The organism is Nonomuraea sp. NPDC049158 (assembly GCF_040648335.1).
In the GTDB taxonomy this organism is placed as follows: domain Bacteria; phylum Actinomycetota; class Actinomycetes; order Streptosporangiales; family Streptosporangiaceae; genus Nonomuraea.
The window spans coordinates 27,966-48,988 of record NZ_JBEZDM010000054.1 but is presented as its reverse complement, the minus strand read 5'-3'; the positions used below and the strand labels follow the sequence as shown (position 1 = coordinate 48,988).

Below are 21,023 nucleotides of genomic sequence, written 5' to 3'. Positions count from 1 at the left end.
GCCATCGTGACCGTTTGGCCTTTGACATGCAGGTGTTCACAGGGCTGCACCGGGAAACGTCATCGAGACTGCAGCAGCGAGGAATACACACCAGAAGCGATCATTAGTATTGGATCACTGGAACCAGAGAACTAGCCGTTTGACCTGCGCACTGAAACGCTGTGACCAATGGCCATTGCAACTTTGCCGACCAGTCCCAGGGGCTATGGGTAGCGGCGAACGGACCCAGTGAAGCGCGGACCTATGACAGCGACCGCGTCACCCTGTGGCCCCGAACGCGTTCACGAACGTTTTCGCAGTCGTGCTTGGTACCGCTCTGTGAAGCGCTCTCCTCTCGGAGCTGGCTATCACCGGCCGACTTCCACCCGAAGTGCGCAGTCGCGGTCACCGTGAGGTTGTTGGGGGTGGACGTGCGGCAGGAGGCTTCCCTGACCCTCCTCGAGAACTCAGGGTGAAGGGGTGGCATGGACGACCGCGCGCTCATAGATCTGTGCCGCTCGTTGCCAAAGCTCTGCGTCTCGCGTGCCGTTGTTCTGCGTCACCCAAGACATGGGTGGTCTTCAGGCTCTCCTGCGGCTGTGGCTGTTAGCGTGGACGGCATAAGCCCCGGGATCGCCTCTGGCTTCATGCGTCCCGGGGCACCGCTGTGTTTGGTGCTTCGCTGCTGATGCGCGGTGGTCCCGTTACGGTGGCCTGGTGACCAAGCGTGGAGAGCCTGCGAGCGACGGACAGGTGCCCGTCCTGGGGGATAACGCGGTCCTGCACGCCTGGCGGCACTGTCCCGGCCGGGTGCGGACGAGCCTGGAGGAGTTCCTGGCCGTGTCCGGGCTGTCGGATCGTGAGCAGCACCTGCTGCGAGGGCACTACCGCTGGGACGACAGCGAGGCCTGACCCGCCTGATGGCCGCCCCTGGGCTGGGCCGCGCCCAGGGAGATGGTGTTTGAGAAGGCCACCTGTAACCCGGTGGACTATTAGGAGGCAATCGCCTCAATATTCACTTTAGCATCGTTTGTCTCATTTTTGGAATCGGTCTTCTTCCGGCATTCGGCGAGGATCTCCCGGCCCAGGTAGCGGCGTTGCTCGGTCCATTCGTCGTTCTGCTCGGCCAGCACCGCGCCGACGAGCCGGATGATCGAGTCGCGGTTGGGGAAGATGCCGACGACGTCGGTGCGGCGGCGGATCTCCTTGTTCAGGCGCTCTTGGGGGTTGTTGCTCCACGTCTGGCGCCAGACGGCTTTGGGGAAGGCGGCGAAGGCGAGAATGTCCTCGCGCGCCTCGTCCAGGTGCTCGGCCGCGGCCGGATACTTGGCCTCCAGCGTCTGCACGACGTGCCGGTGCTGGGCGTAGACGGACTCGGCGTCGGGCTGCTCGAAGACGGTGCGCAGCATGGTCGCCACCCACGGCTGCGCCGACTTCGGAACGCGGCAGAGCAAATTCCTCGCGTAATGGGTGCGACACCGCTGCCAGGAGGCGCCGGGCAGGGTGGAGGCGATCGCGTCGCGCAGCCCGGCGTGACAGTCGGAGGTGACCATGTGAACCCCGGACAGGCCACGGGCGACCAGGCCGCGCAGGAACGCCAGCCAGCCCGCGCCGTCCTCGCTGGAGACCACGTCCAGGCCGAGGATCTCCCGTTGCCCGCCGGCGTTGACGCCGGTAGCGACCAGGGCGTGCACCGTCACCGTGCGGCCACCCTCGCGCACCTTCTGGGTCAGCGCGTCGATCCACACGAAGGTGTAAGGGCCGCCGTCCAGGGGCTGGGAACTGAATACGTAAGAAAGGGGCCATGACCCGATCTTGGTAGTGCTTCCCCGCAGGTCGACGCCGGTTTCTGGTCAGGTAATGCTGCGCGGGTGAGAAGCTCAGGGACTGATGGCCAGGACCTGCAGTTTCGTGTTCGCGGCCTCATGAACCTCAGGTGCCAGGGGATCGGCAGTCAACTCCCGCAGACGCGAGCGGACTGCGGCCGTATCTGGCGCTGCCTCACACGCGCGCTGCTGAACCGTTGGCTCGCAATCGTCAAGTCCCTCGACCATGACGGCTTCGGCTTCATGCGGCGCACATCCCCGAAGCCCGTCCAGGAAAGCTTCCCGGGCAAGTGAATGAACCGTGCCTTCCCACGCGGCCATGAGCTCGCTCGCGGCTTCATGGATCCCCAACCGGCCCAGGCCTCGTGCTGGAACCTCGGCAGCGCACCATTCCCCAGCGACGACTGTGCGGTGCAACGCGGCCAGCAACACCGGCGCATCGCCCCGGTCACCGACCTCTGCCACCACACGCTCCCCGAACGCGACGAGTGTGTCGTCGCCGCTGCCGATCCACGTGCGGGCGCGTGGCAGCGCGTCTGGCCCAAGGTGGTGGAGCGCCTGTGGGATACCCGGCAGCCACCCGGCCGCGTTGCGTAGGCCGGGGTCTTCGGCGAAGTCGAAGACGATGCGATCGCCGCGCCTACCCAGTTCCTCCAGCGCCCGCCGCCGCTCGGAGCCGCCGGCAGCGACAAGCCCGATCAGGTCTTCGTTGTCGATGGCGACGATTTCGGGTCGTGTGCCGTGCCTGGCCGGTCCGGGTGAACGGGAGGCCTTGAGCTCGTCGATGATTCGCCGGACCCGTGGCTGGGACTGCGCGAACGTCGTCCACGGCTCCGTGTCGCACCAGATCGCCTGTGCAAGCTGGGCATCGTCGCGGTTGGCGATGATGTCGTCAGCGAGCCCGTCCCAGATGGCGGGAAGCTTCGTCGCCCCGCTGTCGCCGATCGCCTCCAGTGCCGTGGACCAATGCGGCCCATCGATCGCGTACCCGCGCAGCACGGCCGCCGCGTCGAGTCGACCGACCATCGGAAGCAGGGCAAGGACCTGCAAGGCAAGCTCAACCGGTTCGGCGTCCTCGCCGTCGTACGTGAGCAGGTGCTGTTGGATCGGTGCCAGTGGCAGGTCGAGCCGAGCGATGAGACCGGCGAGGTAGCTGTCGCGTTGATCAACTTGTCGGTCCCAGCGCGTGTCCGTAATCACGCACTCATACACCGCGTCGGCGGCGCCGGGGGCGGTCGACGTGCGATGCACTGCGGCACCGCGTCCCCGTTGGAGCTGACCGCGGAACGAGGCTGGACTGTCATATTCGATCATCGACATGCAGTATCCCCGTGGTGGAGGCGCTGAGCGAGCGAATAGCGGCCATGGCTATGATGCCCGGGGTCCTGTCGGTCGTATCTTCGAGGTGCGTGTGACGTCGATCGATCGCACCGCCTACCCGACGTTCAAGCGGATGGCGTCGCGTGATCTGGCCGACGCGTTCACCCCGTCGGACGACGAGATCGAGTGGGCGCGGGACAAGTCCTCGACCGACGCGCATCTGCTGGCCCTGATGGTGTGGCTCAAGAGCTACCGACGCCTGGGCTACTTCCCAAAGCTGGAGGACGTGCCGGACGCCGTTGTCGAACACGTCCGCGACGCGCTGAACCTCCCGGCCAGCGTCGCTGCCGAAGTGGATGCCGTGCGCACGGCGAAGCGTCAGCGCGATCTGGTTCGCAAGCGGCTGGGGGTGAAGTACAACTCCGCACAGGCGCGGGGCATCGCCGAGGAGGCGATCGAGCAGGCCGCCCAGACTAAGGACAACCCGGCTGACCTGATCAACGTGGCGTTGGACGTGCTGGTGAAGAAGGGCTGTGAGCTTCCCGGCTACACCACGCTGGACCTGTCGACGAAGACCATCCGGGCCCGGGTCAACCGGGGCTTCTTCGACGCCGCGGCGGGCCGGATCGATCCGGCCCAGCGTTCGGGACTGCACGCTTTGATGGTGGTGGATCCGGCGACCAGGCGCAGCGGCTTCGACAAGCTGAAGGATCCGCCGAAGGCGGCGAGCCTGAGGAAGTTCAAGCAGCGCCTGGAGCACACGCAGTGGCTGGACTCCTTCGGCCCCACCGAGAGGTGGCTGGACGGGATCCCGCCGGGGAAGGTCGGGCATTTCGCCGGGGAGGCCAGGACCACTACGGTCGAGGACTTCGTCAGGATCGGCGAGGCCAAGCGCCTGACCCTGCTGGCCAGCCTGATCCACGTGCTGCGTGCGGCGGCGCGGGACGAGGTCACCGACATGTTCTGTAAGCGGTTGGCGATCATCCATCGCAAGGGCAAGGACCGGCTGGAGGAGCTGCGCGAGCAGCACCGCGCCGAGTCCGAGCGGCTGCTGGAGGTCTTCGGCGAGGTCCTTGCGGCCGCCAAAGACGCGGCCGCCCCGACCGGGCCGCCGCCGGAGCCGGACCCAGAATCCGCCGACCCCGATACGGAAGACGCACGGGCCGAGGACGGCGAGGAGGTCGCCGACGACGCAGAGGATGACGAGTCGGCTGTCGTTGATGATGGCCTCGGTGAGGAAGGTGCGTCGCCCGACGTCAGCGGCGCGGACGAGCTCGCGGCACGAACCGGTCGGCTGGTGCTCAAGGCGCTGGAGTCCGCCGGCGGCCTGGAGCGCCTGGCGGCCGCGCACCAGGCGGTGGCCGCCTACCACGGCAACAACTACCTGCCGCTGCTGGAGCAGTACTACAAGTCCCACCGTGCGGCCCTGTTCAGCCTTGTCGACTCCGTCGCGTTCGAGGCGACCAGCGAGGACCGTTCGGTGCTGGACGCACTGGAGTTCGTGCGCGCCGTGCGCGCCCGCCGCGGGGACTGGATCGAGGAGACCGTCGTCCTGGGCTGCGGCAAGGACAAGACCGAGGTGTCCATCGACATCACGACGTTCGCCTCGGACATGTGGCGCAAAACCCTGCGGGACAAGCGTCGGCCCGGGATGCTCGCCCGCCGGCACCTGGAGGTCTGTGTGTTCTCCTACCTGGCCGCCGAGCTGCGCAGCGGCGACATCGCCGTGGCCGGCTCCGACTCCTACGCCAACCTGCACGCCCAGATGATGACCTGGGAGGAGTGCCGGGACGAGGTCGCGGACTTCTGCGCCCAGGCCGGCATCCCCACCGACGCCAAAGCGCTGGTCGCGTTCTATAAGAAGAAGCTCACCAAGATGGCCGCAACAGTGGACTCCGGCTACCCGGCGAACACCGACCTGCGCCTGGAGGGCGGACGTCCGGTACTGGCCCGGCGCAAAGGCGCCGAGCGGCGGTCCTCGGCGATCGCGCTGGAGGGCGCGGTGCTGGACCGGCTGCCCGATCGCAGCCTGCTGGACATCCTGGCCCGCACCGCGCACCTGACCGGCTGGCACCGGCACTTCGGCCCGGCCTCCGGATCCGACCCGAAGATCCGCGGCGACAAACTGGGCCGGTACGTCGTCACGGCCTTCGCCTACGGCGGGAACCTCGGCCCGACCGAGGTCGCCCGCCACATGCGCGGCGTGTCAGCACACGAGATCTACACGGCCGGCAACAAGCACGCCGACGGCGACCGGATCCACCGCGCCTCCGGCGACGTCATCAACGCTTTCGCGGCCCTGGACGTGGCGCGGATGTGGGGCGACGGATCGGTGGCCGCGGTCGACGGCTCGCAGATCGAGACGTGGGAGAACAACATCCTCGCCGAGACCTCGATCAGGTACGGCGGGTTCGGAGGCATTGCGTTCCGCCTGGTCTCCGACACCTACATCGCGCTGTTCTCCCACTTCATCCCCTGCGGGGTGTGGGAGGCGGTGTATCTGCTGGACTCCCTGCTGGCCAACGACTCGGACATACAGCCCGACCAGGTCCACGCAGATACCCAGGGCCAGAGCTTGCCTGTTTTCGGGCTCGCGGCTCTGCTCGGGTTCGACCTGCTCCCCAGGATCCGGAACTGGCACGACCTGAGTTTCTACCGGCCCACGGCTAGCACGATGTACAAGCACATCGACTCGCTGTTCGGCGACAACATCATCGACTGGGAGCTGATCGAGAAGCACTGGCCGGACCTGCTACGGGCGGGCATCTCGATCCGGGAGGGCCGACTGTCCTCGGTGACGCTGCTGCGTCGCCTGGGCAACCACTCCCGGCGAAACCGGCTCTACAAGGCGCTGCGCGAGCTGGGGCGGGTCATCCGGACGATCACGCTGCTGCGGTACCTGTCCGAACCCGGACTGCGGGATCAGATCGCGGCGGTCACCAACCGGACCGAAGCGTTCCACAACTTCTCCCAGTTCCTGATGATCGGCGGGCGTCTGATCGGCCACAACGACCCCGAATACCAGGAGCGGGTGGTGAAGTTCAACGAACTGGTCGCCAACTGCGCGACCTACTCCACCGCCCTGGACATCACCGACGCCGCCAACGCCCTGGCCGGTGAGGGTTATCCGGTCGACACCGACGACCTGGCCACGATCTCCCCATACGTCACTCCGACGATACGCCGCTTCGGCAGCTGGGTCGTCGATCTCACACCGCCCGCCCAGGCCCCGGCCACCCGCTTGGACCTGGAGTCCCGTGTCCTGTTCCGCGTGAGCTGAGCCGCACGCCCGCACAGACCATCTGGATCAGGGAATAAGCTCTCGCATCGCGGCGAGCGGCAACGACGGGTTAGCGGCCGCGGCCTCTACTACCTGCCAGTCTTCGTCGTGGAGTAGTTCGACGATCGCCGAGAGCGGCAAGGCGGGGTGGCGGGCGGCCAAGGGTCTGGCCTGGCGATCGTCGAGGCAGGCCAGCAGCGCCACGGCCGTGGCGCTGGGATGCCGAGCGATCTCGCGGAACGCCTTCTGCACCGGCGGCCGGTGCTGAGCAAGGTCCTCCAGCAACTGGGCCGTGGCGTCCGGGTTGACGGCCACTTTCGCCAGCACCCGCGCACCGTGGCGCGTGACCATCGCACGGAGCTGCGCCTCGGACAGGCCCGGGTGCGGCGCGACGGACTTGACCACCTTCGCATCGGGATCGTCGGCGAGCGCGTCACGGATCTCGAGTGACAGGTCGCGCCGCTGGGCGAGCAGCATGCGTACCGCCGGGATCGCTGACGCGGCCAGTGCCGTGACTTCGGCCCCAGAGGCAGATGCGATGCGCGGCAGGAGTACCGGGCCGATCCGGGTGTTGCCTGCGACGTCGGACAGAACGTCGAGCGGCAGCTCGGGATGGTGGGCAAGTCGACGCTGGACGTCGTGGCCGCGATCGGTGGCCAGGGTGCGGATCAGGTTCTCGCTGATCGAGGGGTTGTCCGCGAGTGTTGCGCGCACCCACGGGATGGGATCCTCGGCAAGCTGCGCGTACACCTGTGCGGGCAGATCGGTGCGGGCCGCCAACTCGACGCGCATCAGAGTCGAAGGATGGCTGACGAAGCCCACAACGGCGTCGACCGGGGCAGCCGGGTTCCGAAGCGCCATCTGCTGAATCTCCTGCGCAGCCGACTCATGGGAGCCATCGCAGGAAGCGCCCGGCGGCAGTGAGCAGTCAGATCGTTCGCAGCTCGGATCGTGAACGAACGGGACCGGTTCTCGATCACAGACCACGCAGGACCGCGCCGACGGCAGCCCGTCACCGGTCAGCAACGACGCCAGTACAGTTGCCGGCGTCCCTTCGTTGGCCGCCACCGAACGACGAACATCGGCATGCGAATGCGCCGCAAGCTCGCCAGCGATGTCCGCGGGCGCCCACAGCGCGAGCTCAGCGACCACCCGGACATCGGGGTCGGAGCCGAGTGTCTGCATCACATCGTGTGGCAGGCCGGGGCAGGCCGCCAGCTTCTCCCGCGTCTCCACCAGAGGATCGGCAGCGAGAAGTCTCGCCCACTCCGGCCTGCCGGAACGTTCTTCGAGGAGGGCGAGTGCGACACGTGGCTGGGCTACCGGATCGACGTCGTCGGCCGTGAGCCGCCCTTCGTGGGCGAGTCGTATGGCGGCTCCCTCGAAGCGTGACAGCGCGGCTACCTGCACGCGGCTGAGATCCGACCGGCAGGCCACGGCCTCGGCGACGTCCGCGTCCGCAGTCGCGATGAGCTGATCGATCAATTCGGGCGGTAGCGCCGTGTTCTCGGCCAGCCCGAGGAGAGCATGTCGCACAGGAGGAATCCTGCCCGAGCAGGAATCGAACGGCCATCCGAATACGACGCTTGCGCGGACGTTCCGCACTGCGAGCTCCCGTGTCCGAGGCCCGCGATGGAATCTAACGATCGTTAGATGCACGATCGGCCAGGCCCTACCGGATGCCCGATTCGACCCAGCCCGGCTGTGCATCAACGCGTGCATCAAAGGTGCTCGCGTCGTTGATTTGATGCACGGGTTTGATGCACACTCGGGCTATGACGAGGCGCCCTGCGAAGTCCGACGCCCGCCCGATCGACCACGGCCGCTTCGGATACGCCCGCGTGTCCACCCGAGGCCAGACCCTGGAGGTCCAGCTAGCCGCGCTGAACGAGGCCGGCGTCGCCGCGGCCAACGTCTTCGCCGAGAAGAAGTCCGGCAAGGCAGGCAGCCCCCGCCCACAGTGGGAGGACGTGCGTTCTCGACTTCGCCCCGGCGACACACTGGTGGTGAGCAGGCTGGACCGCATAGGCCGCGACATGCGGGAGATTATGGAGACCGCCTGGTCCCTGCAAGACCTCGGGGCCAAGCTGGAGATCCTTTCCGGGCCGCTCGCCGGCATCTACGACCCCCGCGGCATGGGACAGATCTTCTTCGCCGTGCTCGCCGGTTTCGCCCAGATCGAACGCGAGATGATGATCGAACGGACCCGCGACGGGCTCACCCTGGCCGCCGCCGAAGGTCGGCACGGTGGCCGCCCGGCGGTGATCTCCAAGGACATGATGCGCGTCGCGCTCGGTCGCCGGGCCGATGGCGAGTCCGTCACCAGCATCGCCAAAGGGCTGACGTATAAGACCGCGAGCGGCGAGGAACGGACGGTCTCCCGCCGCGCGCTCTACAACGCGTTCAAGGCTCACGACGCCGAACGAGCCTCGATCGCGTAGGCCATCTGAGCAGCACGTTTATGCTTTCAAGATCGGGTCATGGCCCCTTTCTCACGTATTCAGTTCCCACCCCTCCAGCGGCCGGCAGCGGAACTGTTCCACCATGCCGTCGAGCTCGGCGGCCATCGCCGAGACCTGCGACTTGGACAGGCTGGTGATGCCCATCGCCTCGGCCAGCTTCTCCACCCGCCGCGTCGACACCCCGAGCAGGTAGCTGGTGGCCACCACCGAGGTAAGCGCCCGCTCCGCCCGACGTCGCTTGTCCAGCAGAAAATCCGGGAAGTACGAGCCGGTCCGCAGCCGTGGCACGGCCAGCTCGATCGACCCGGCCCGGGTGTCCCACGGGCGGGTGCGATAGCCGTTGCGGGTGTTGACCCGCTCGCTGCTGACCTCGCCGTAGCTGGCGCCGCACAGCTGCTCGACCTCGGCATCCATCATCCGCTGCGCGAACTCGCGAATCATCGTCCGGAGCAGGTCCGGGCTCGCCGCGGCGAGAGTCTCTTCCAAGTACTCCCCGGCAGCGGGCACAATGTCATTGGCGGCCACTTCGTCCCCTTCGTGTTGATAAGGGCCTCATCGCTGAGGCGGCCCGACCCCCGCTGACGACCGTGGATCTGGCCCTGGAGGAAATCGGCCGTCGTTCTGCCGAGCTCCTGCTGGCCGCCATCGGTGGCGATCCGGCGCCGGGGACCCATGCCGTGCCCGCCCATCTGGTCGTGCGCGAATCCTGAACACCGAACGCTCCTTCGCCCGGCGGCCGCCCGGATCCACCTGTCAATCCTGCGGTAGCAGGCAACCATCGAAGGTGGCGATAGGACCGCCTACCACCGCTGCGCAGGTCACTTAGCACGCGGCCATGAGCTGAAGGCGTGGCTGAACACCTGGCCTGCCCTTCAGCAGGTGGCGTCCTGGGAGGGCATGCGAGGGTTGGCGGCCCCGGATCATGCTGGCCTGTGCCGAGGGCGGCAGCAACGTGGCGGTGGCCGCGCGGTTTCGGCTCGGCCTCAAGACCGTGCGCCGCTGGCGCGGCCGCGGAAGTGGGCCCGTTGCTCGTCGAACATCAGATGCTGTGGGAGCGAGCACGTACTCCATTCATCGGCGTGCCCATGGCCGAGGTGAGACGACAACGCGATCACGTAGAGGCACTCGTTCGGACACCGCCAGCTGCCGGCGAGGTCACAGCCGTATGGAAACGGCACAGTCACACGGGAGGCGATGGCGTTGGTGCCGTTGGGCTCGACGGAGATCTTCCCGAAGGTGGCGAGCGCCCCGGCGAGCCTGGCCTGCTCGCGCGCGTTCAGGACGGTGGCGGCGTAGGCCAGCATCGGGTCGCGACGGTCCTCTAGACGGGTGGTGCCCGCGTGGTTGGCCTCTCCGTGAAAGTCGAAGCGCCAGCGGCCGTGCGGCCAGATCGCCGACGCGACGCCGATTGGCGCGTCGCCCAGGTTCCGGCCCTGCTCGACGTGGAGTTCGACGTAAGCGCCGATACGCGCGAGCCGTTCGTCATCACGGCCGATCGCGGCGGGGTCGTGTCCCGCACGCTCCATCGCGTCGCCGAGCAGGACGCCGTCCTGGTCCCTGAGAGCCCGCGCGTGACCCGGCTCCAGAACCCCTGCCATCAACCGGGACCCGACGCAGGCCACGCCGAACCTGGCACCCTCCTCGTCACCGAAGTTGACGATCGCGAGCGGGCGGCGGCGGTCACCAGCGGTGCCCCGATCCCGGAGCGCGTCCAGGGCCGCGAACGCCGACACGACGCCGAGCGGCCCGTCGTACGCTCCCCCGTCAGGCACCGAGTCCAAATGGGAGCCAGTGACGATGGCGTCCCCCGCCGAGGGGTCGCCGAACCAAGCCCACTGGTTGCCGTTCCGGTCGACCTCATAGGTCAGACCCCGCTTCAGCGCCTGCTCCCTGAACCAGGCCCGGCATTCGCCGTCGGCCGCGTTCCACGCATGGCGACGATATCCGCCGGTCGCGTCATACCGACCGACGGGCAGGAGCTCGCGCCACATCCCCCGGAAATTGCCCTCAACCTGCGAAGGATCGATCACGCGTCGTCGCCCTCACGCATCGGGATCCGCACACCGCGCTCCTGGGCGACCTCCGTGGCCCGGTCGTAGCCGGCGTCGACGTGCCGGATGACGCCCATGCCCGGGTCATTGGTGAGCACCCGGCGGATCTTCTCGCCCGCGAGCGCGGTGCCGTCGGCGACCGTGACCTGCCCGGCGTGGATGGAACGGCCGATGCCGACGCCTCCGCCGTGGTGGATGGACACCCAGGACGCGCCGGAGGCCACATTCACCATGGCGTTCAACAGCGGCCAGTCGGCGATGGCGTCGGAGCCGTCGAGCATGGCCTCGGTCTCCTGGTACGGCGAGGCGACGCTGCCGCAGTCGAGGTGGTCACGCCCGATGGCCAGCGGAGCGGAGATCTCGCCACGGGCCACCATGTCGTTGAACCGGTCGCCGGCCTTGTCCCGCTCGCCGTACCCAAGCCAGCAGATACGCGCGGGCAGGCCCTGGAAGTGAACCCGCTCCCCCGCCAGCCGGATCCACCGGGCCAGCGACTCGTTCTCCGGGAACAGGTCCAGGATCGCCCGGTCCGTCTTGGCGATGTCCTGGGCGTCACCCGACAGCGCCGCCCAGCGGAACGGCCCCTTGCCCTCGCTGAACAGCGGCCGGATGTAGGCGGGCACAAAGCCGGGAAAATCAAACGCGAGTCGACGATGTCACCTCACGTGCCCTGACCACACGGCAAACAGCACGTGCGAGCCGGACTTCCCCAAACGACGATGTCGCGGCGATGGTGGTGGTGGGCGGTGAGCCGGGCCGCCGTCCGGACCGCGCTCGCCGACCTGCTGCCCGGGCCCCGTCCTATCTCCTGAGCACCCCATGGGCTCGGCTGACCAGAGCTTCGGCGCTGATGCCCGGACGAATAGTCCCGCGACCCTGTCCTACAGGGGCAGCGAGCGGTTCTCCACGACGCTTTTCATGATCAGGGTGGAGGTGAGGCGCTGGACGCCGGGGAGGGGTGACAGATGCTCGTCGTAGAGCTGCTGGAAGGCGGTCTGGTCGCGGGTGATGACGCGGAGCAGGTAGTCGGGGTCGCCGAACAGGCGTTGCGCCTGCAGGACGTGGGGGATGCCGGCGACGGCCGCCTCGAAGGCGGTGAGGGTTTCGCGGTCGGCGCTGCGCATGGTGACGAAGACCAGGGCTTCGAAGGTGAGGCCGAGGGCGTGGGCGTCCAGGCGGGCGTGGTAGCCGCTGATCGCGCCGGACGCCTCCAGGGCGCGCAGCCGGCGGTGGCAGGGCGAGAGGCTGAGGCCGATGCGTTCGGCCAGTTCGGTGACGGTCAGACGCCCGTCGCTCTGAAGCTCGGCAAGGATTGCGCGATCGACATCATCCATGGGGAAGATTCTCCCTCAGATGCGTCTGTTGGAGGGAGAATTTGGAAGCCTATTTCGGATGATTCGCCATAACCTTCTTCATAGGGCTTCTCGTCGTGGGGAGGCCGGTGAGAAGGGGTGGATCATGCCGGTGAGTGCGGTCGCCGCGTTCTGGGCGGTGTCCTTGCTGTTCGTCATCACGCCGGGAGCGGACTGGGCGTACGCGATCACCGCGGGACTGCGTCACCGCACGGTACTGCCGGCGGTGGGCGGGATGCTGGCCGGGCATCTGCTGGCGAGCGTGGTGGTGGCCGCTGGGGTGGCGGCGCTGGTGGCCTCGTCTCCGCTGGTGATGACCGCGCTGACCGCGGCGGGCGCGGCCTATCTGGTGTGGCTGGGTATCAGCGCGGTGCACCGCCCCTCGGTGCCGCGGGAGAGCGAGCCGGATCGGGTGGCCGACTCGTGGGTCCGGCAGGCGGTCAAGGGGGCGGGCGTCAGCGGACTGAACCCGAAGGTGTTCCTGCTGTTCCTGGCGCTGCTGCCGCAGTTCACCGTCCCGGGCGCGGCCTGGCCGGTGGCGGCGCAGATCATGGTGCTGGGCCTGGTGCACGTGGCCAGCTGCGGCGTGGTCTACATCGGGGTCGGAGCGGGGGCGCGCCTGGTGCTGGGCGCCCGCCCGGCGGCGGCCCAGTGGGTGACCCGCTTCTCCGGAGCCGCGATGATCGTCCTTGGCGGGGTGCTGCTGGTCGAACAGGTGGCCCCCTGACCGAGACCACAGCCCGCCCGGACGAAAGCGATAACAAGATGCAGGACGAGCAGGCCACCCCCGAGGTGCAGGCACGCATCCAGGAGAGTTTCGAACGCCAGGGCCTCATGCGCCACCTTGGCGCGCAGCTGACCCACATCGGGCCTGGCCGGGTCGTCATCACCCTGCCCGCCCGGCCCGAGGTGACCCAGCAGGACGGCTACATTCACGCCGGCGCCAGCAGCGCCATCGCCGACAGCGCCGGCGGCTACGCCGCCTACACCCTGTTCCCCGACGAGACCGCAGTCCTGACCGTCGAATACAAGATCAACCTGCTTGCGCCCGCCATCGGCGACCGCATCGAGGCCATCGGCACCGTCCTCAAGCCCGGCCGCACTCTGACCATCTGCCGGCTGGAGGTCTTCGCCGTCCACGACCAACAACGCACCCTCGTGGCCGCGGGCCAGCAGACCCTCATCCGCCTACCCCAACGCCCCACACCCGAAGACCGCTGACCCCGGCCGCGGGACTGTAAAACTAACGGCGGATCTGATGATCAAGGGAGACACACTTGATGTCCGAGACTGCCGTGGAGTCGCTGTCTATGAACGAAGTGCCTGCCGAGCCGGACCGCTCAATGACGGACGAGCAACTGATCTCGATGCTGGTGGGTCGAGCCCGCAGCGAGGGTCTGCAGCTGACCGGCGAGGGCGGGTTGCTGCAGCAGCTGACCAAGCGGGTACTGGAGTCGGCGCTGGAAGGCGAGATCACCGATCACCTCGGCTACGACCGGCACGACCCGGCCGGGAAGAACAGCGGCAACAGCCGCAACGGCAGCCGCACCAAGACCGTGGTGACCGACGTCGGCCCGGTGGAGGTGCGGGTACCACGCGATGTGGCCGGCACCTTCGAGCCCCAGCTGGTCCGCAAGCGGCAGCGCCGGCTGTCCGGAGTGGATGAGATGGTCTTGTCGCTGTCGGCCAAGGGCCTCACGCACGGCGAGATCTCCGCGCATCTGGCCGAGGTGTACGGTGCCCAGGTCTCCAAGCAGACCATCTCCACCATCACCGACAAGGTCATGGACGGCATGGCCGAATGGCAGAATCGGCCGCTCGATCGCGTGTACCCGGTCCTGTTCGTGGACGCGATCAACGTCAAGATCAGGGACGGTCATGTCGCCAACCGGCCCATCTACCTGGTCATGGCCGTCACCGTCGACGGTCACCGCGACATCCTCGGCATCTGGGCCGGCGACGGCGGCGAGGGCGCCAAACACTGGCTGGCGGTGCTGACCGAGTTGAAGAACCGCGGCGTGGACGATGTCCTCATGCTGGTCTGCGACGGCCTCAAGGGCTTGCCTCAGGCGGTGGAGGCTGTCTGGCCGCGCACCATCGTCCAGACCTGCGTGATCCACCTGCTGCGCAACTCCTTCCGGTACGCCTCCCGCCAGGACTGGGACAAGATCGCACGTGAGCTCAAGCCCGTCTACACCGCCCCGACCGAGGAGGCGGCGCTGGAGCGGTTCTACGAGTTCTCCGAGCTCTGGGGGCAGAAATACCCGGCCATCGTGCGCCTGTGGGAGACCAGTTGGGCAGAGTTCGTACCCTTCCTGGCCTTCGACATCGAGATCCGCAAGGTCATCTGCTCCACCAACGCCATCGAGAGCGTCAACGCCCGCATCCGTAAGGCGGTCCGCGCCCGCGGCCACTTCCCGAACGAGAACGCGGCCCTGAAGTGTGTATTCATGGCGCTGATGAGCCTGGATCCCACGGGCAAGGGCCGCAAGCGATGGACCATGCGCTGGAAGGCACCCTTGAACGCCTTCCAGATCGCCTTCGAAGGCCGCCTCACCCCCGCCAACCTCTGAACACTTCAACAACCAAGATCAGCCGTTAAGTTGACACTCCCCGGGCCGCCTTCAAGATCGCGATTGTGGCTTTTGGGCTTACCTTGGTTACACCCCCCGTAGTGATCGCCGAGAGCCGGGGGCGGGGTATGAGCGACTACCTGTTTGAGTTGCGTGGGATGGCGTCCAGGTGCCCGGCCTTGTGACGGGGCCTAGTGTCGGCGGCGGGGTGGGGCGGGGTGCTCGGTGACCTTGGCGATGGCTTTGGGGCCGGGTTTGACGTAGCGCATGGCGGTGCGGGGGTTCTTGTGGCGGGTCTTGCCCATGATGAGCTGCAGCGGTACTTCGGCGTCGCCGAGGTGGGTGGCGGCGCTGTGGCGCAGCTGGTGCAGGTCGAGGCTGGCGTATTTGTCGAGCAGGACGCGGGCGCGGTCGTAGCCGAGGCGGGCGCGGCCGGTGTGCGGGCAGATGTCGGCGGGGGCCGGGTGGCGGGCGGGGACGGGGCGGCGTTCGGACAGGAACAGCGGGCCGCGGGTGCGCGTGCCGCCGTCGGGGAGCCGGAGCAGGCGGGGCAGCAGGTGGGCGGTGCCGCTGTCCCAGTACACCCACTCGACGGCGCCGCCCTTGGACCGGACGGGGGCGCGGCGGTGCTCCAGGTCGAGGTCCTGAACGTTCAGAGCCAGGATCTCGGCCGCTCTGGCCGCCGTTTAATAGAGCATCCGCCACAGCGCCCGCTCACGCAGGGGGATGTCACGGCGCGCCAGCCCCAGCACTCAGCTGACCTGCGGCTCAGCGCTTATCGAGAAGTCTCGCGAGAAGTCTCGTCGGAATATGACCACGACCTCGACATAGGCCGGATACCACATGTTGAACATGACGCCCTGACCGTCGATCTCGTAGAAGCGAGGCGTGAACGCCTGGGCGAAGACCCCATCGAGGTCTGCCGAGCGCCCGATCTGGTTCATGGGAAGCCCTTCTCGGGGGCCGCGACTGCGCCGGATGTCGGCGAGTTGTCGATCGCGGGGGCCGTGGTGGCGAGCAGCCTTGCCAGGTCAGCGGAACTACCCGACAAACGGGACGGCGGCGACCATTGACCATCGGATGTACTTCATACAATATATTGTCTATGGATCTGGAGCATTCAGTTACGTCAGCACGGGATGCGGCGTATGCGTACCTCCGCAGCGGGCTGGTAGAGGGACGCCTCCGCCCTGGGGAAATCCTCGACGACGCCACGATCGCCCAGGAGATCTCCATCAGCAGGACTCCGGTCCGAGAGGCGCTCATCCAGCTGGAGCGCGAAGGCATGGTGACCGCCGCGCCGCGTCGCAGGCCCAAGGTGGCCGGGGCCCAGCCGGATGACCTGGCATCGATCATCGCGCCGCTTGGCACGCTGCAGGCGCTGGCCGCTCAACTGGCCGCGCCGTACGCGACCGACGACGACGTGGTCGCTATGCGCAGCCACAACGACGAGCTGCTGCAGGCGATCGAGGACGAGGACACCCGCAGGGCACGCCTGGCGGACATGGCCTTTCATCGTGTGCTGGTGAGCAGGGCGGGCAACCGGTTCCTCACCTCCTATATCGACTCGCTGGAGATGCACACCAGCCGTGTCATGTCTCTGTATTTCCGCAACCGCGGACCTGATGGACAGTCCGCCCGCGAGCACGCCGAGATCATCCAGGCCGTTCTCGATCGTGACGCGGGCGCGGCAGCCAAGGCTACGCGCAGCAATTACCTGCGGGGGCTCAGCCTGGTCGGGGAGGAAGAATGACGGTTCGCTCAGTGATCAGGGTCGTCGAGGACTTGCGGGCCGACCGCCGCACTGACCCCGATGCCGTCAATCTATCCTCCGACACCCAGACCAGGCCGACCGGCGGCATGCGGCAGGCCATCGCGCAGGCGGTCGTCGGGGACGAGCAGACGCGCTCCGATCCGACGACTTTAGCCCTGGAGGAACGGGTCGCTGACCTGCTCGGCCATGAGGCGGCCGTCTTCCTGCCCTCGGGCACCATGTGCAACGAGATCGCGGTGCGGCTGCACGTGGGTCATGCGGGTGACGAAGTCCTGGCCGAGGCGTCGTCCCATCTGATCAACGCCGAAGCCGGCGGTCCGGCCGTGCTGTCGGGTGCGGTGCTCACTCCTGTTCAGGGTGAACGTGGCGTCTTCACTGGTGACCGATTGGCGAGCATGATCCGGCCGCCGGGCAACCGGTACGCGCCAGTCACTCGGTTGGTGTGCGTCGAGCAGACCGCCAACGCCGGTGGCGGGCGCGTCTGGCCGCTGGACGTCATGCGGCAGGTCGTCGAGGTCGCGAGGGAGCGCGGGATCGCCACCCACTTGGACGGTGCGCGCCTGCTGAACGCCTCAGTCGCCGACGGGGTCGACCCGCGCACATACGCGAGCCTCTTCGACACCGCCTGGATCGACTTCTCCAAGGGCCTGGGCGCGCCGGTGGGCGCGGTGCTCGCGGGCAGCGCGAGCCTCATCGAGCAGGCCTGGCGGTACAAGCAGATGTGGGGCGGCGCGCTTCGCCAGTCGGGCATGCTCGCCGCCGCGGCCCTGTACGCGCTCGATCACCATGTCGAGCGGCTGGCCGTGGACCACGCCAACGCCAGGGCGCTGGCCGAGGGGCTGGCCGGCATCGACGGCATCGACATCGACCCGTCACACGTGCAGACCAACATCGTGTATTTCGAGGTCGACGACGCCCCCGGCTTCGAGGCGGGACTCGCCGCCCACGGTGTGCTCGTCGGCGCCAAGGGACCCCGCCGCGTCAGAGCCGTCACCCACCTCGACATCACGGCGGACGACATCGCCACCGCAATCGCGGCGGCCGAGGCAGTCATGGGAGAACGACGATGATGCACACGGACCCCAGGCCGGATTCGGTGGCGAACCTGCCACGTCTGGCCGCGGTCTTCGCGGAGGCGGGAGTGGACGCGCTTGTGGCCTCCAGCGTGGAGAACGTCATCTACCTCACCGGCTATGAGCATTGGCCACTGCACGTCTTCCGCGAGCACAAAGTCTTCGCCGTGGTGCGGGCCGACGGGCGCCGCGCCCTGATCGCCCCCCGCAACGCGGGCGAGTACCTCGCCATGTCCCCACCTGACGACTGCGATCTGTACACCTACGGCGACTTCTTCGTCGCGTCCGCCCCCTTCGAGGAGCTCTCGACGGTGGACCGGGCGCTGATGGCCGTCAGGCAGGAGCCACCGCACGAGGACACTGCAGGCCAGGCGCTTCGGCGGGCCCTGCGTGACCTGGGCGTCGACAGCCGGCGGGTGAGCATCGACGGCCAGGCGATGAGCGCGAGCGCGCGATCCTGGCTGGCCGAGAGCCTGTCAGCGGTCGCCGATGTCGACGGCAACGAGCTGATGCGCGCCGTACGGCGGGTCAAGACGGCGACCGAGATCGAGCGCCTTCGCGAGGTGGCGACCGCCACCGAGGGCGCGATGCGCTTCATGCTGGAGAGCGTGTCGGCCGGCGACTCCGAGCTCGACCTGGTCCGCCGCTTCCAGCACGCGGCGCTGGAACGCGGCATCGAGCCGGGACACTGCGAGACCAACATCGGGGAGCGCGCGGGCGGCTGCTTCCCACCCGACCGCGACATCAGGGTGCGCAAGGGGGTGGCGATCAGGTCCGACTGCGGCGGACGGCTGCGCGGCTACTGGGCCGACACCGGACGCAACATCTTCGTCGGGGACGTGCCAGGCGAGCTGGTCAAGGCGCTGGACGCGACGCGAGCCGGCATGGAGACCCTGGCCGAACTGGTCAGGCCGGGCGCAGTCGTCTCGGAACTGGCGGCGGCGGGCATCGACGCTGTCCGCCGAGCGGGGCTCCCCGAGTACCGGCGTCACCACGTCGGGCACGGAATCGGCCTGGAGATGTACGAGCACCCCATCCTCAGCCCCCGACCGGGCGGCGAACGCCACACCCTGATCGAGGGCGAGGTCATCAACCTCGAAGTGCCCTTCTACGCCGTGGGCGTCGGCGGTCTCCAGTTGGAGGACACGGTGGTCGTCACCGCGAAGGGCCCCGAGTTCCTCACCTCCGGCCCGAGGACGTGGGCACCGTGAGCGGCATGCCGGCCCGCGTCCTGCTCACCGGAGCCGGGGGCGCCATCGGCACATCGCTACGCGGAACCGTGCTCCGCAGGATCGCTCACGTCCGCCTCTCCGACATCCGCCCCGTCGGCACAACGGCAGGACACGAGGAGTTCCTCCAGGCCGACCTCACCGACCTCGACCAGGTCAGGGCGGCTGTCCGCAGCATGGACGCGGTCATCCACCTCGGCGGCGTCGCCGACGAGACCAGTCTCGCCGCACTCAAGGGCCCGAACCTGGAGGGCGTCTACAACGTGTTCGAGGCCTGCAGGCTCGAGCGGGTGCCACGGGTCGTCAACGCCAGCTCCAACCGGATCACCGGCTTCCACCCCGTGGACCGGACACTCGACGGGACGGAGGCCGTCCGCCCCGACGGCCTGTACGGCGCGGCCAAGGCGTTCGGGGAGGCGCTGGCGAGCCTGTACGCCGACCGGTTCGGCCTCGACGTCGTCTCGGTCCGCATCGGCTCCTTCGAGGAGCGGCCCTCCGAACCGCGCCACCTGCACACCTGGTTCAGCCCCGCCGACGCGGCCCGGCTCTACGAGGCGTGCCTGGCGGCGGAGGCCGGGTTCGGCCACGTCATGATCTACGGGGTCTCACGCAACACACGCTCGTGGTGGTCGCAGAACGCGGCCGCCAGAGCGCTCGGCTACGAGCCGCAGGACGACGCGGAGCACTTCGCGCACCTCCTGCAGCCGTACACCGAGCATCACCAGGGGGGTCAGTACACGCACTACGAATACGGAGGCTGGGCCGCCAGACCGGGCGCCGACTCCACTCTCTGATCGAAGGATCGCACCATGCTCCCACCCCCCGCCCAACCCACTGCCACGCGTAAATCGCGGGTGATCGCCGCGGCTGCGGTCGGCACCATGCTGGAGTGGTACGACTTCTCCGTCTACGCCGCGCTGGCGACCTGGATCGCGGCCGCCTTCTTCCCCACCGGCACTCCCGGCGTCTCGCTGTTGAGCGCCCTGGCGGTGTTCGGCGTCGGCTTCCTGTTCCGCCCGCTCGGCGCCGTGGCCTTCGGCCACATCGGCGACCGGTACGGGCGCAAGGAGGCGCTCGCGCTGACCATCATCGTGATGGGCGTCTCCACCGCCCTGCTGGCCGTCGCCCCCACCCACGCGACCGCCGGCATCCTCGGACCCGTGGTGCTGGTCGTGGCCCGCTGCGGGCAAGGCTTCTCCGGCGGCGGCGAGTTCGCGGGCGGCGCCTCCTTCCTCATCGAGCACGCGCCGCAGGGCCGCCGGGGCTTCTACGGCGCCATCCACTACATGGCGCTCATCGGCGGCAACCTGGTCGGCGCCGGCATCGTGGCGGGACTGAGCTTCTCCCTCACCCAGGCGCAGATGGAGACCTGGGGATGGCGGGTGCCGTTCGTGATCGGGGCCGTCGCGGCCTTCGCCGGTGTCTACATCCGCCGCCGCCTGGGCGACACCCCGGTCATGGAGGGGGCCAAGAAGCAGGACGACATCCCCCGCTCACCCTTCATCGAGGCGCTGCGGAGCGACGGCCGCGCCGTCCTGCGCGGGATCGGCCTGGTCGTCGGGTTCACCATCATGAGCTACACCTACGTCAACATGCAGTCCTACATCGTCACCGTCTCCGACCTGTCGCAGGGCGCGGCGGTGGCGCTCTACAGCCTCTCGCTGATCGTCCAGCTCGGGGTGATCGGCCTGTTCGGCCGCCTGTCCGACCGCATCGGCCGCAAGCCGGTGCTCATCGCGGGAGCGGCGCTGATGGTCGTGGCCACCTACCCGAGCTTCCTGCTCATCTCCTCGGGCTCCACCGGCTTGATCCTCGCCGGGCTGATGCTCATGGCGGTGGCGATCGCGGTCTACGCCGGCCCCTTCACCACCGTCATCACCGAGCTGATGTCCAGGCGCACCCGCTACACGGCTCTGGCGGTCAGCTACGGCTTCGCGGTGGCCGTCTTCGGCGGCACCGCCGGCTTCGTGGTCGCCTGGCTGCGGCAGGCGATGGGCTCCAGCCTCGCGCCCGCCCTGTTCGGCGTCGTGGCGGCGGTCATCACCCTCATCACCGCGCTCACCACCCGCGAGACCCGGTTCGCCCGGCTCGAAGACTAGGAAAG

Annotated in this window: 17 protein-coding genes and 4 pseudogenes; 12 read left to right on the top strand and 9 right to left on the bottom strand. The window is 68.3% G+C overall.

Annotated features, from left to right (window positions below):
* Positions 1 to 696: 696 nt before the first annotated feature.
* Positions 697 to 891 carry a hypothetical protein gene (locus AB0B61_RS53330; RefSeq protein WP_358449258.1) on the top strand — a complete coding sequence of 65 codons (195 nt, stop codon included), beginning with the start codon at positions 697 to 699 and terminating at the stop codon, positions 889 to 891.
* Positions 892 to 971: 80 nt separating this feature from the next.
* On the opposite strand, the pseudogene AB0B61_RS53325 reads toward AB0B61_RS53330, so the two are convergent.
* Positions 972 to 1,757, bottom strand: a pseudogene (locus tag AB0B61_RS53325) (IS256 family transposase); the annotation flags it as partial.
* Positions 1,758 to 1,859: 102 nt separating this feature from the next.
* Positions 1,860 to 3,125: a hypothetical protein gene (locus AB0B61_RS53320; RefSeq protein ID WP_358449256.1), complete on the bottom strand. Its 1,266-nt coding sequence runs from the start codon at positions 3,123 to 3,125 to the stop codon at positions 1,860 to 1,862.
* 91 nt (positions 3,126 to 3,216) lie between these two features.
* Between AB0B61_RS53320 and AB0B61_RS53315 the strand changes: the two genes are divergently transcribed.
* On the top strand, positions 3,217 to 6,405 hold the full coding sequence (locus AB0B61_RS53315; RefSeq protein ID WP_358449254.1) for a Tn3 family transposase: 3,189 nt from the start codon (positions 3,217 to 3,219) through the stop codon (positions 6,403 to 6,405).
* A 27-nt stretch (positions 6,406 to 6,432) separates the two neighbouring features.
* On the opposite strand, the gene AB0B61_RS53310 is transcribed toward AB0B61_RS53315, so the two are convergent.
* Positions 6,433 to 7,941, bottom strand: coding sequence for a hypothetical protein (locus AB0B61_RS53310; RefSeq protein WP_358449252.1), 1,509 nt, complete (start codon positions 7,939 to 7,941; stop codon positions 6,433 to 6,435).
* A gap of 239 nt (positions 7,942 to 8,180) precedes the next feature.
* Between AB0B61_RS53310 and AB0B61_RS53305 the strand changes: the two genes are divergently transcribed.
* Positions 8,181 to 8,846, top strand: a complete 666-nt coding sequence (locus AB0B61_RS53305; RefSeq protein ID WP_358449250.1) for a recombinase family protein — start codon at positions 8,181 to 8,183, stop codon at positions 8,844 to 8,846.
* 72 nt (positions 8,847 to 8,918) lie between these two features.
* Here AB0B61_RS53305 and AB0B61_RS53300 read toward each other — a convergent pair.
* Positions 8,919 to 9,377, bottom strand: a pseudogene (locus tag AB0B61_RS53300) (transposase); the annotation flags it as partial.
* A 44-nt stretch (positions 9,378 to 9,421) separates the two neighbouring features.
* Here AB0B61_RS53300 and AB0B61_RS53295 point away from each other — a divergent pair.
* Entirely contained in the window at positions 9,422 to 9,577 is a 156-nt protein-coding gene (locus AB0B61_RS53295) for a substrate-binding domain-containing protein (RefSeq protein ID WP_358449276.1), read from the top strand.
* A gap of 273 nt (positions 9,578 to 9,850) precedes the next feature.
* Here AB0B61_RS53295 and AB0B61_RS53290 read toward each other — a convergent pair whose 3' ends face one another.
* From AB0B61_RS53290 to AB0B61_RS53280, 3 genes and pseudogenes are all read right to left on the bottom strand, one after another.
* Positions 9,851 to 10,858, bottom strand: coding sequence for an allantoate amidohydrolase (locus AB0B61_RS53290; RefSeq protein ID WP_358449274.1), 1,008 nt, complete (start codon positions 10,856 to 10,858; stop codon positions 9,851 to 9,853).
* Positions 10,859 to 10,893: 35 nt separating this feature from the next.
* Positions 10,894 to 11,562 (bottom strand): annotated as a pseudogene (locus AB0B61_RS53285) (urocanate hydratase); the annotation flags it as partial.
* A gap of 237 nt (positions 11,563 to 11,799) precedes the next feature.
* Positions 11,800 to 12,252 carry an Lrp/AsnC family transcriptional regulator gene (locus tag AB0B61_RS53280; protein ID WP_358449248.1) on the bottom strand — a complete coding sequence of 151 codons (453 nt, stop codon included), beginning with the start codon at positions 12,250 to 12,252 and terminating at the stop codon, positions 11,800 to 11,802.
* 124 nt (positions 12,253 to 12,376) lie between these two features.
* Between AB0B61_RS53280 and AB0B61_RS53275 the strand changes: the two genes are divergently transcribed.
* The 3 genes from AB0B61_RS53275 to AB0B61_RS53265 all read left to right on the top strand — a co-directional run bounded on the left by AB0B61_RS53275 (position 12,377) and on the right by AB0B61_RS53265 (position 14,843).
* Positions 12,377 to 12,997, top strand: a complete 621-nt coding sequence (locus AB0B61_RS53275) for a LysE family translocator (protein WP_358449246.1) — start codon at positions 12,377 to 12,379, stop codon at positions 12,995 to 12,997.
* A gap of 38 nt (positions 12,998 to 13,035) precedes the next feature.
* Positions 13,036 to 13,491 carry a PaaI family thioesterase gene (locus AB0B61_RS53270; protein WP_358449244.1) on the top strand — a complete coding sequence of 152 codons (456 nt, stop codon included), beginning with the start codon at positions 13,036 to 13,038 and terminating at the stop codon, positions 13,489 to 13,491.
* Between the two features lie 122 nt (positions 13,492 to 13,613).
* A complete protein-coding gene (locus AB0B61_RS53265) occupies positions 13,614 to 14,843 on the top strand; it encodes an IS256 family transposase (protein ID WP_358449272.1) in 1,230 nt (409 codons plus the stop codon).
* 191 nt (positions 14,844 to 15,034) lie between these two features.
* Here AB0B61_RS53265 and AB0B61_RS53260 read toward each other — a convergent pair.
* Positions 15,035 to 15,517, bottom strand: a pseudogene (locus AB0B61_RS53260) (tyrosine-type recombinase/integrase); the annotation flags it as partial.
* Between the two features lie 78 nt (positions 15,518 to 15,595).
* Positions 15,596 to 15,787, bottom strand: a complete 192-nt coding sequence (locus tag AB0B61_RS53255) for a hypothetical protein (protein ID WP_358449242.1) — start codon at positions 15,785 to 15,787, stop codon at positions 15,596 to 15,598.
* Between the two features lie 161 nt (positions 15,788 to 15,948).
* Between AB0B61_RS53255 and AB0B61_RS53250 the strand changes: the two genes are divergently transcribed.
* Genes AB0B61_RS53250 through AB0B61_RS53230 form a run of 5 tightly spaced genes read left to right on the top strand, consistent with a single transcriptional unit; the run spans position 15,949 to position 21,018 of the window.
* Positions 15,949 to 16,596 (top strand): GntR family transcriptional regulator, encoded by a 648-nt coding sequence (locus AB0B61_RS53250; RefSeq protein ID WP_358449240.1) that lies wholly within the window; start codon positions 15,949 to 15,951, stop codon positions 16,594 to 16,596.
* A complete protein-coding gene (locus tag AB0B61_RS53245; protein WP_358449238.1) occupies positions 16,593 to 17,687 on the top strand; it encodes a threonine aldolase family protein in 1,095 nt (364 codons plus the stop codon). The genes AB0B61_RS53250 and AB0B61_RS53245 overlap by 4 nt, the downstream gene beginning before the upstream one ends.
* On the top strand, positions 17,684 to 18,901 hold the full coding sequence (locus AB0B61_RS53240; protein WP_358449236.1) for a Xaa-Pro peptidase family protein: 1,218 nt from the start codon (positions 17,684 to 17,686) through the stop codon (positions 18,899 to 18,901). Before AB0B61_RS53245 ends, AB0B61_RS53240 begins: the two co-directional genes overlap by 4 nt.
* A 5-nt stretch (positions 18,902 to 18,906) precedes the next feature.
* Positions 18,907 to 19,713: an NAD(P)-dependent oxidoreductase gene (locus AB0B61_RS53235; protein WP_358449235.1), complete on the top strand. Its 807-nt coding sequence runs from the start codon at positions 18,907 to 18,909 to the stop codon at positions 19,711 to 19,713.
* A gap of 15 nt (positions 19,714 to 19,728) precedes the next feature.
* On the top strand, positions 19,729 to 21,018 hold the full coding sequence (locus AB0B61_RS53230; RefSeq protein ID WP_358449233.1) for an MFS transporter: 1,290 nt from the start codon (positions 19,729 to 19,731) through the stop codon (positions 21,016 to 21,018).
* The last annotated feature ends 5 nt before the right edge of the window (positions 21,019 to 21,023 follow it).

Excerpts from the sequence above, each read along its gene's own strand:
- AB0B61_RS53290 (WP_358449274.1), bottom strand. The coding sequence starts at position 10,858 with ATGTGGCGCGAGCTCCTGCCCGTCGGTCGGTATGACGCGACCGGCGGA.
- AB0B61_RS53275 (WP_358449246.1), top strand. The coding sequence starts at position 12,377 with ATGCCGGTGAGTGCGGTCGCCGCGTTCTGGGCGGTGTCCTTGCTGTTC.
- AB0B61_RS53245 (WP_358449238.1), top strand. The coding sequence starts at position 16,593 with ATGACGGTTCGCTCAGTGATCAGGGTCGTCGAGGACTTGCGGGCCGAC.
- AB0B61_RS53280 (WP_358449248.1), bottom strand. The coding sequence starts at position 12,252 with ATGGATGATGTCGATCGCGCAATCCTTGCCGAGCTTCAGAGCGACGGG.
- AB0B61_RS53250 (WP_358449240.1), top strand. The coding sequence starts at position 15,949 with ATGGATCTGGAGCATTCAGTTACGTCAGCACGGGATGCGGCGTATGCG.
- AB0B61_RS53270 (WP_358449244.1), top strand. The coding sequence starts at position 13,036 with ATGCAGGACGAGCAGGCCACCCCCGAGGTGCAGGCACGCATCCAGGAG.
- AB0B61_RS53305 (WP_358449250.1), top strand. The coding sequence starts at position 8,181 with ATGACGAGGCGCCCTGCGAAGTCCGACGCCCGCCCGATCGACCACGGC.
- AB0B61_RS53240 (WP_358449236.1), top strand. The coding sequence starts at position 17,684 with ATGATGCACACGGACCCCAGGCCGGATTCGGTGGCGAACCTGCCACGT.
- AB0B61_RS53255 (WP_358449242.1), bottom strand. The coding sequence starts at position 15,787 with ATGAACCAGATCGGGCGCTCGGCAGACCTCGATGGGGTCTTCGCCCAG.
- AB0B61_RS53265 (WP_358449272.1), top strand. The coding sequence starts at position 13,614 with ATGACGGACGAGCAACTGATCTCGATGCTGGTGGGTCGAGCCCGCAGC.
- AB0B61_RS53320 (WP_358449256.1), bottom strand. The coding sequence starts at position 3,125 with ATGTCGATGATCGAATATGACAGTCCAGCCTCGTTCCGCGGTCAGCTC.
- AB0B61_RS53230 (WP_358449233.1), top strand. The coding sequence starts at position 19,729 with ATGCTCCCACCCCCCGCCCAACCCACTGCCACGCGTAAATCGCGGGTG.
- AB0B61_RS53235 (WP_358449235.1), top strand. The coding sequence starts at position 18,907 with ATGCCGGCCCGCGTCCTGCTCACCGGAGCCGGGGGCGCCATCGGCACA.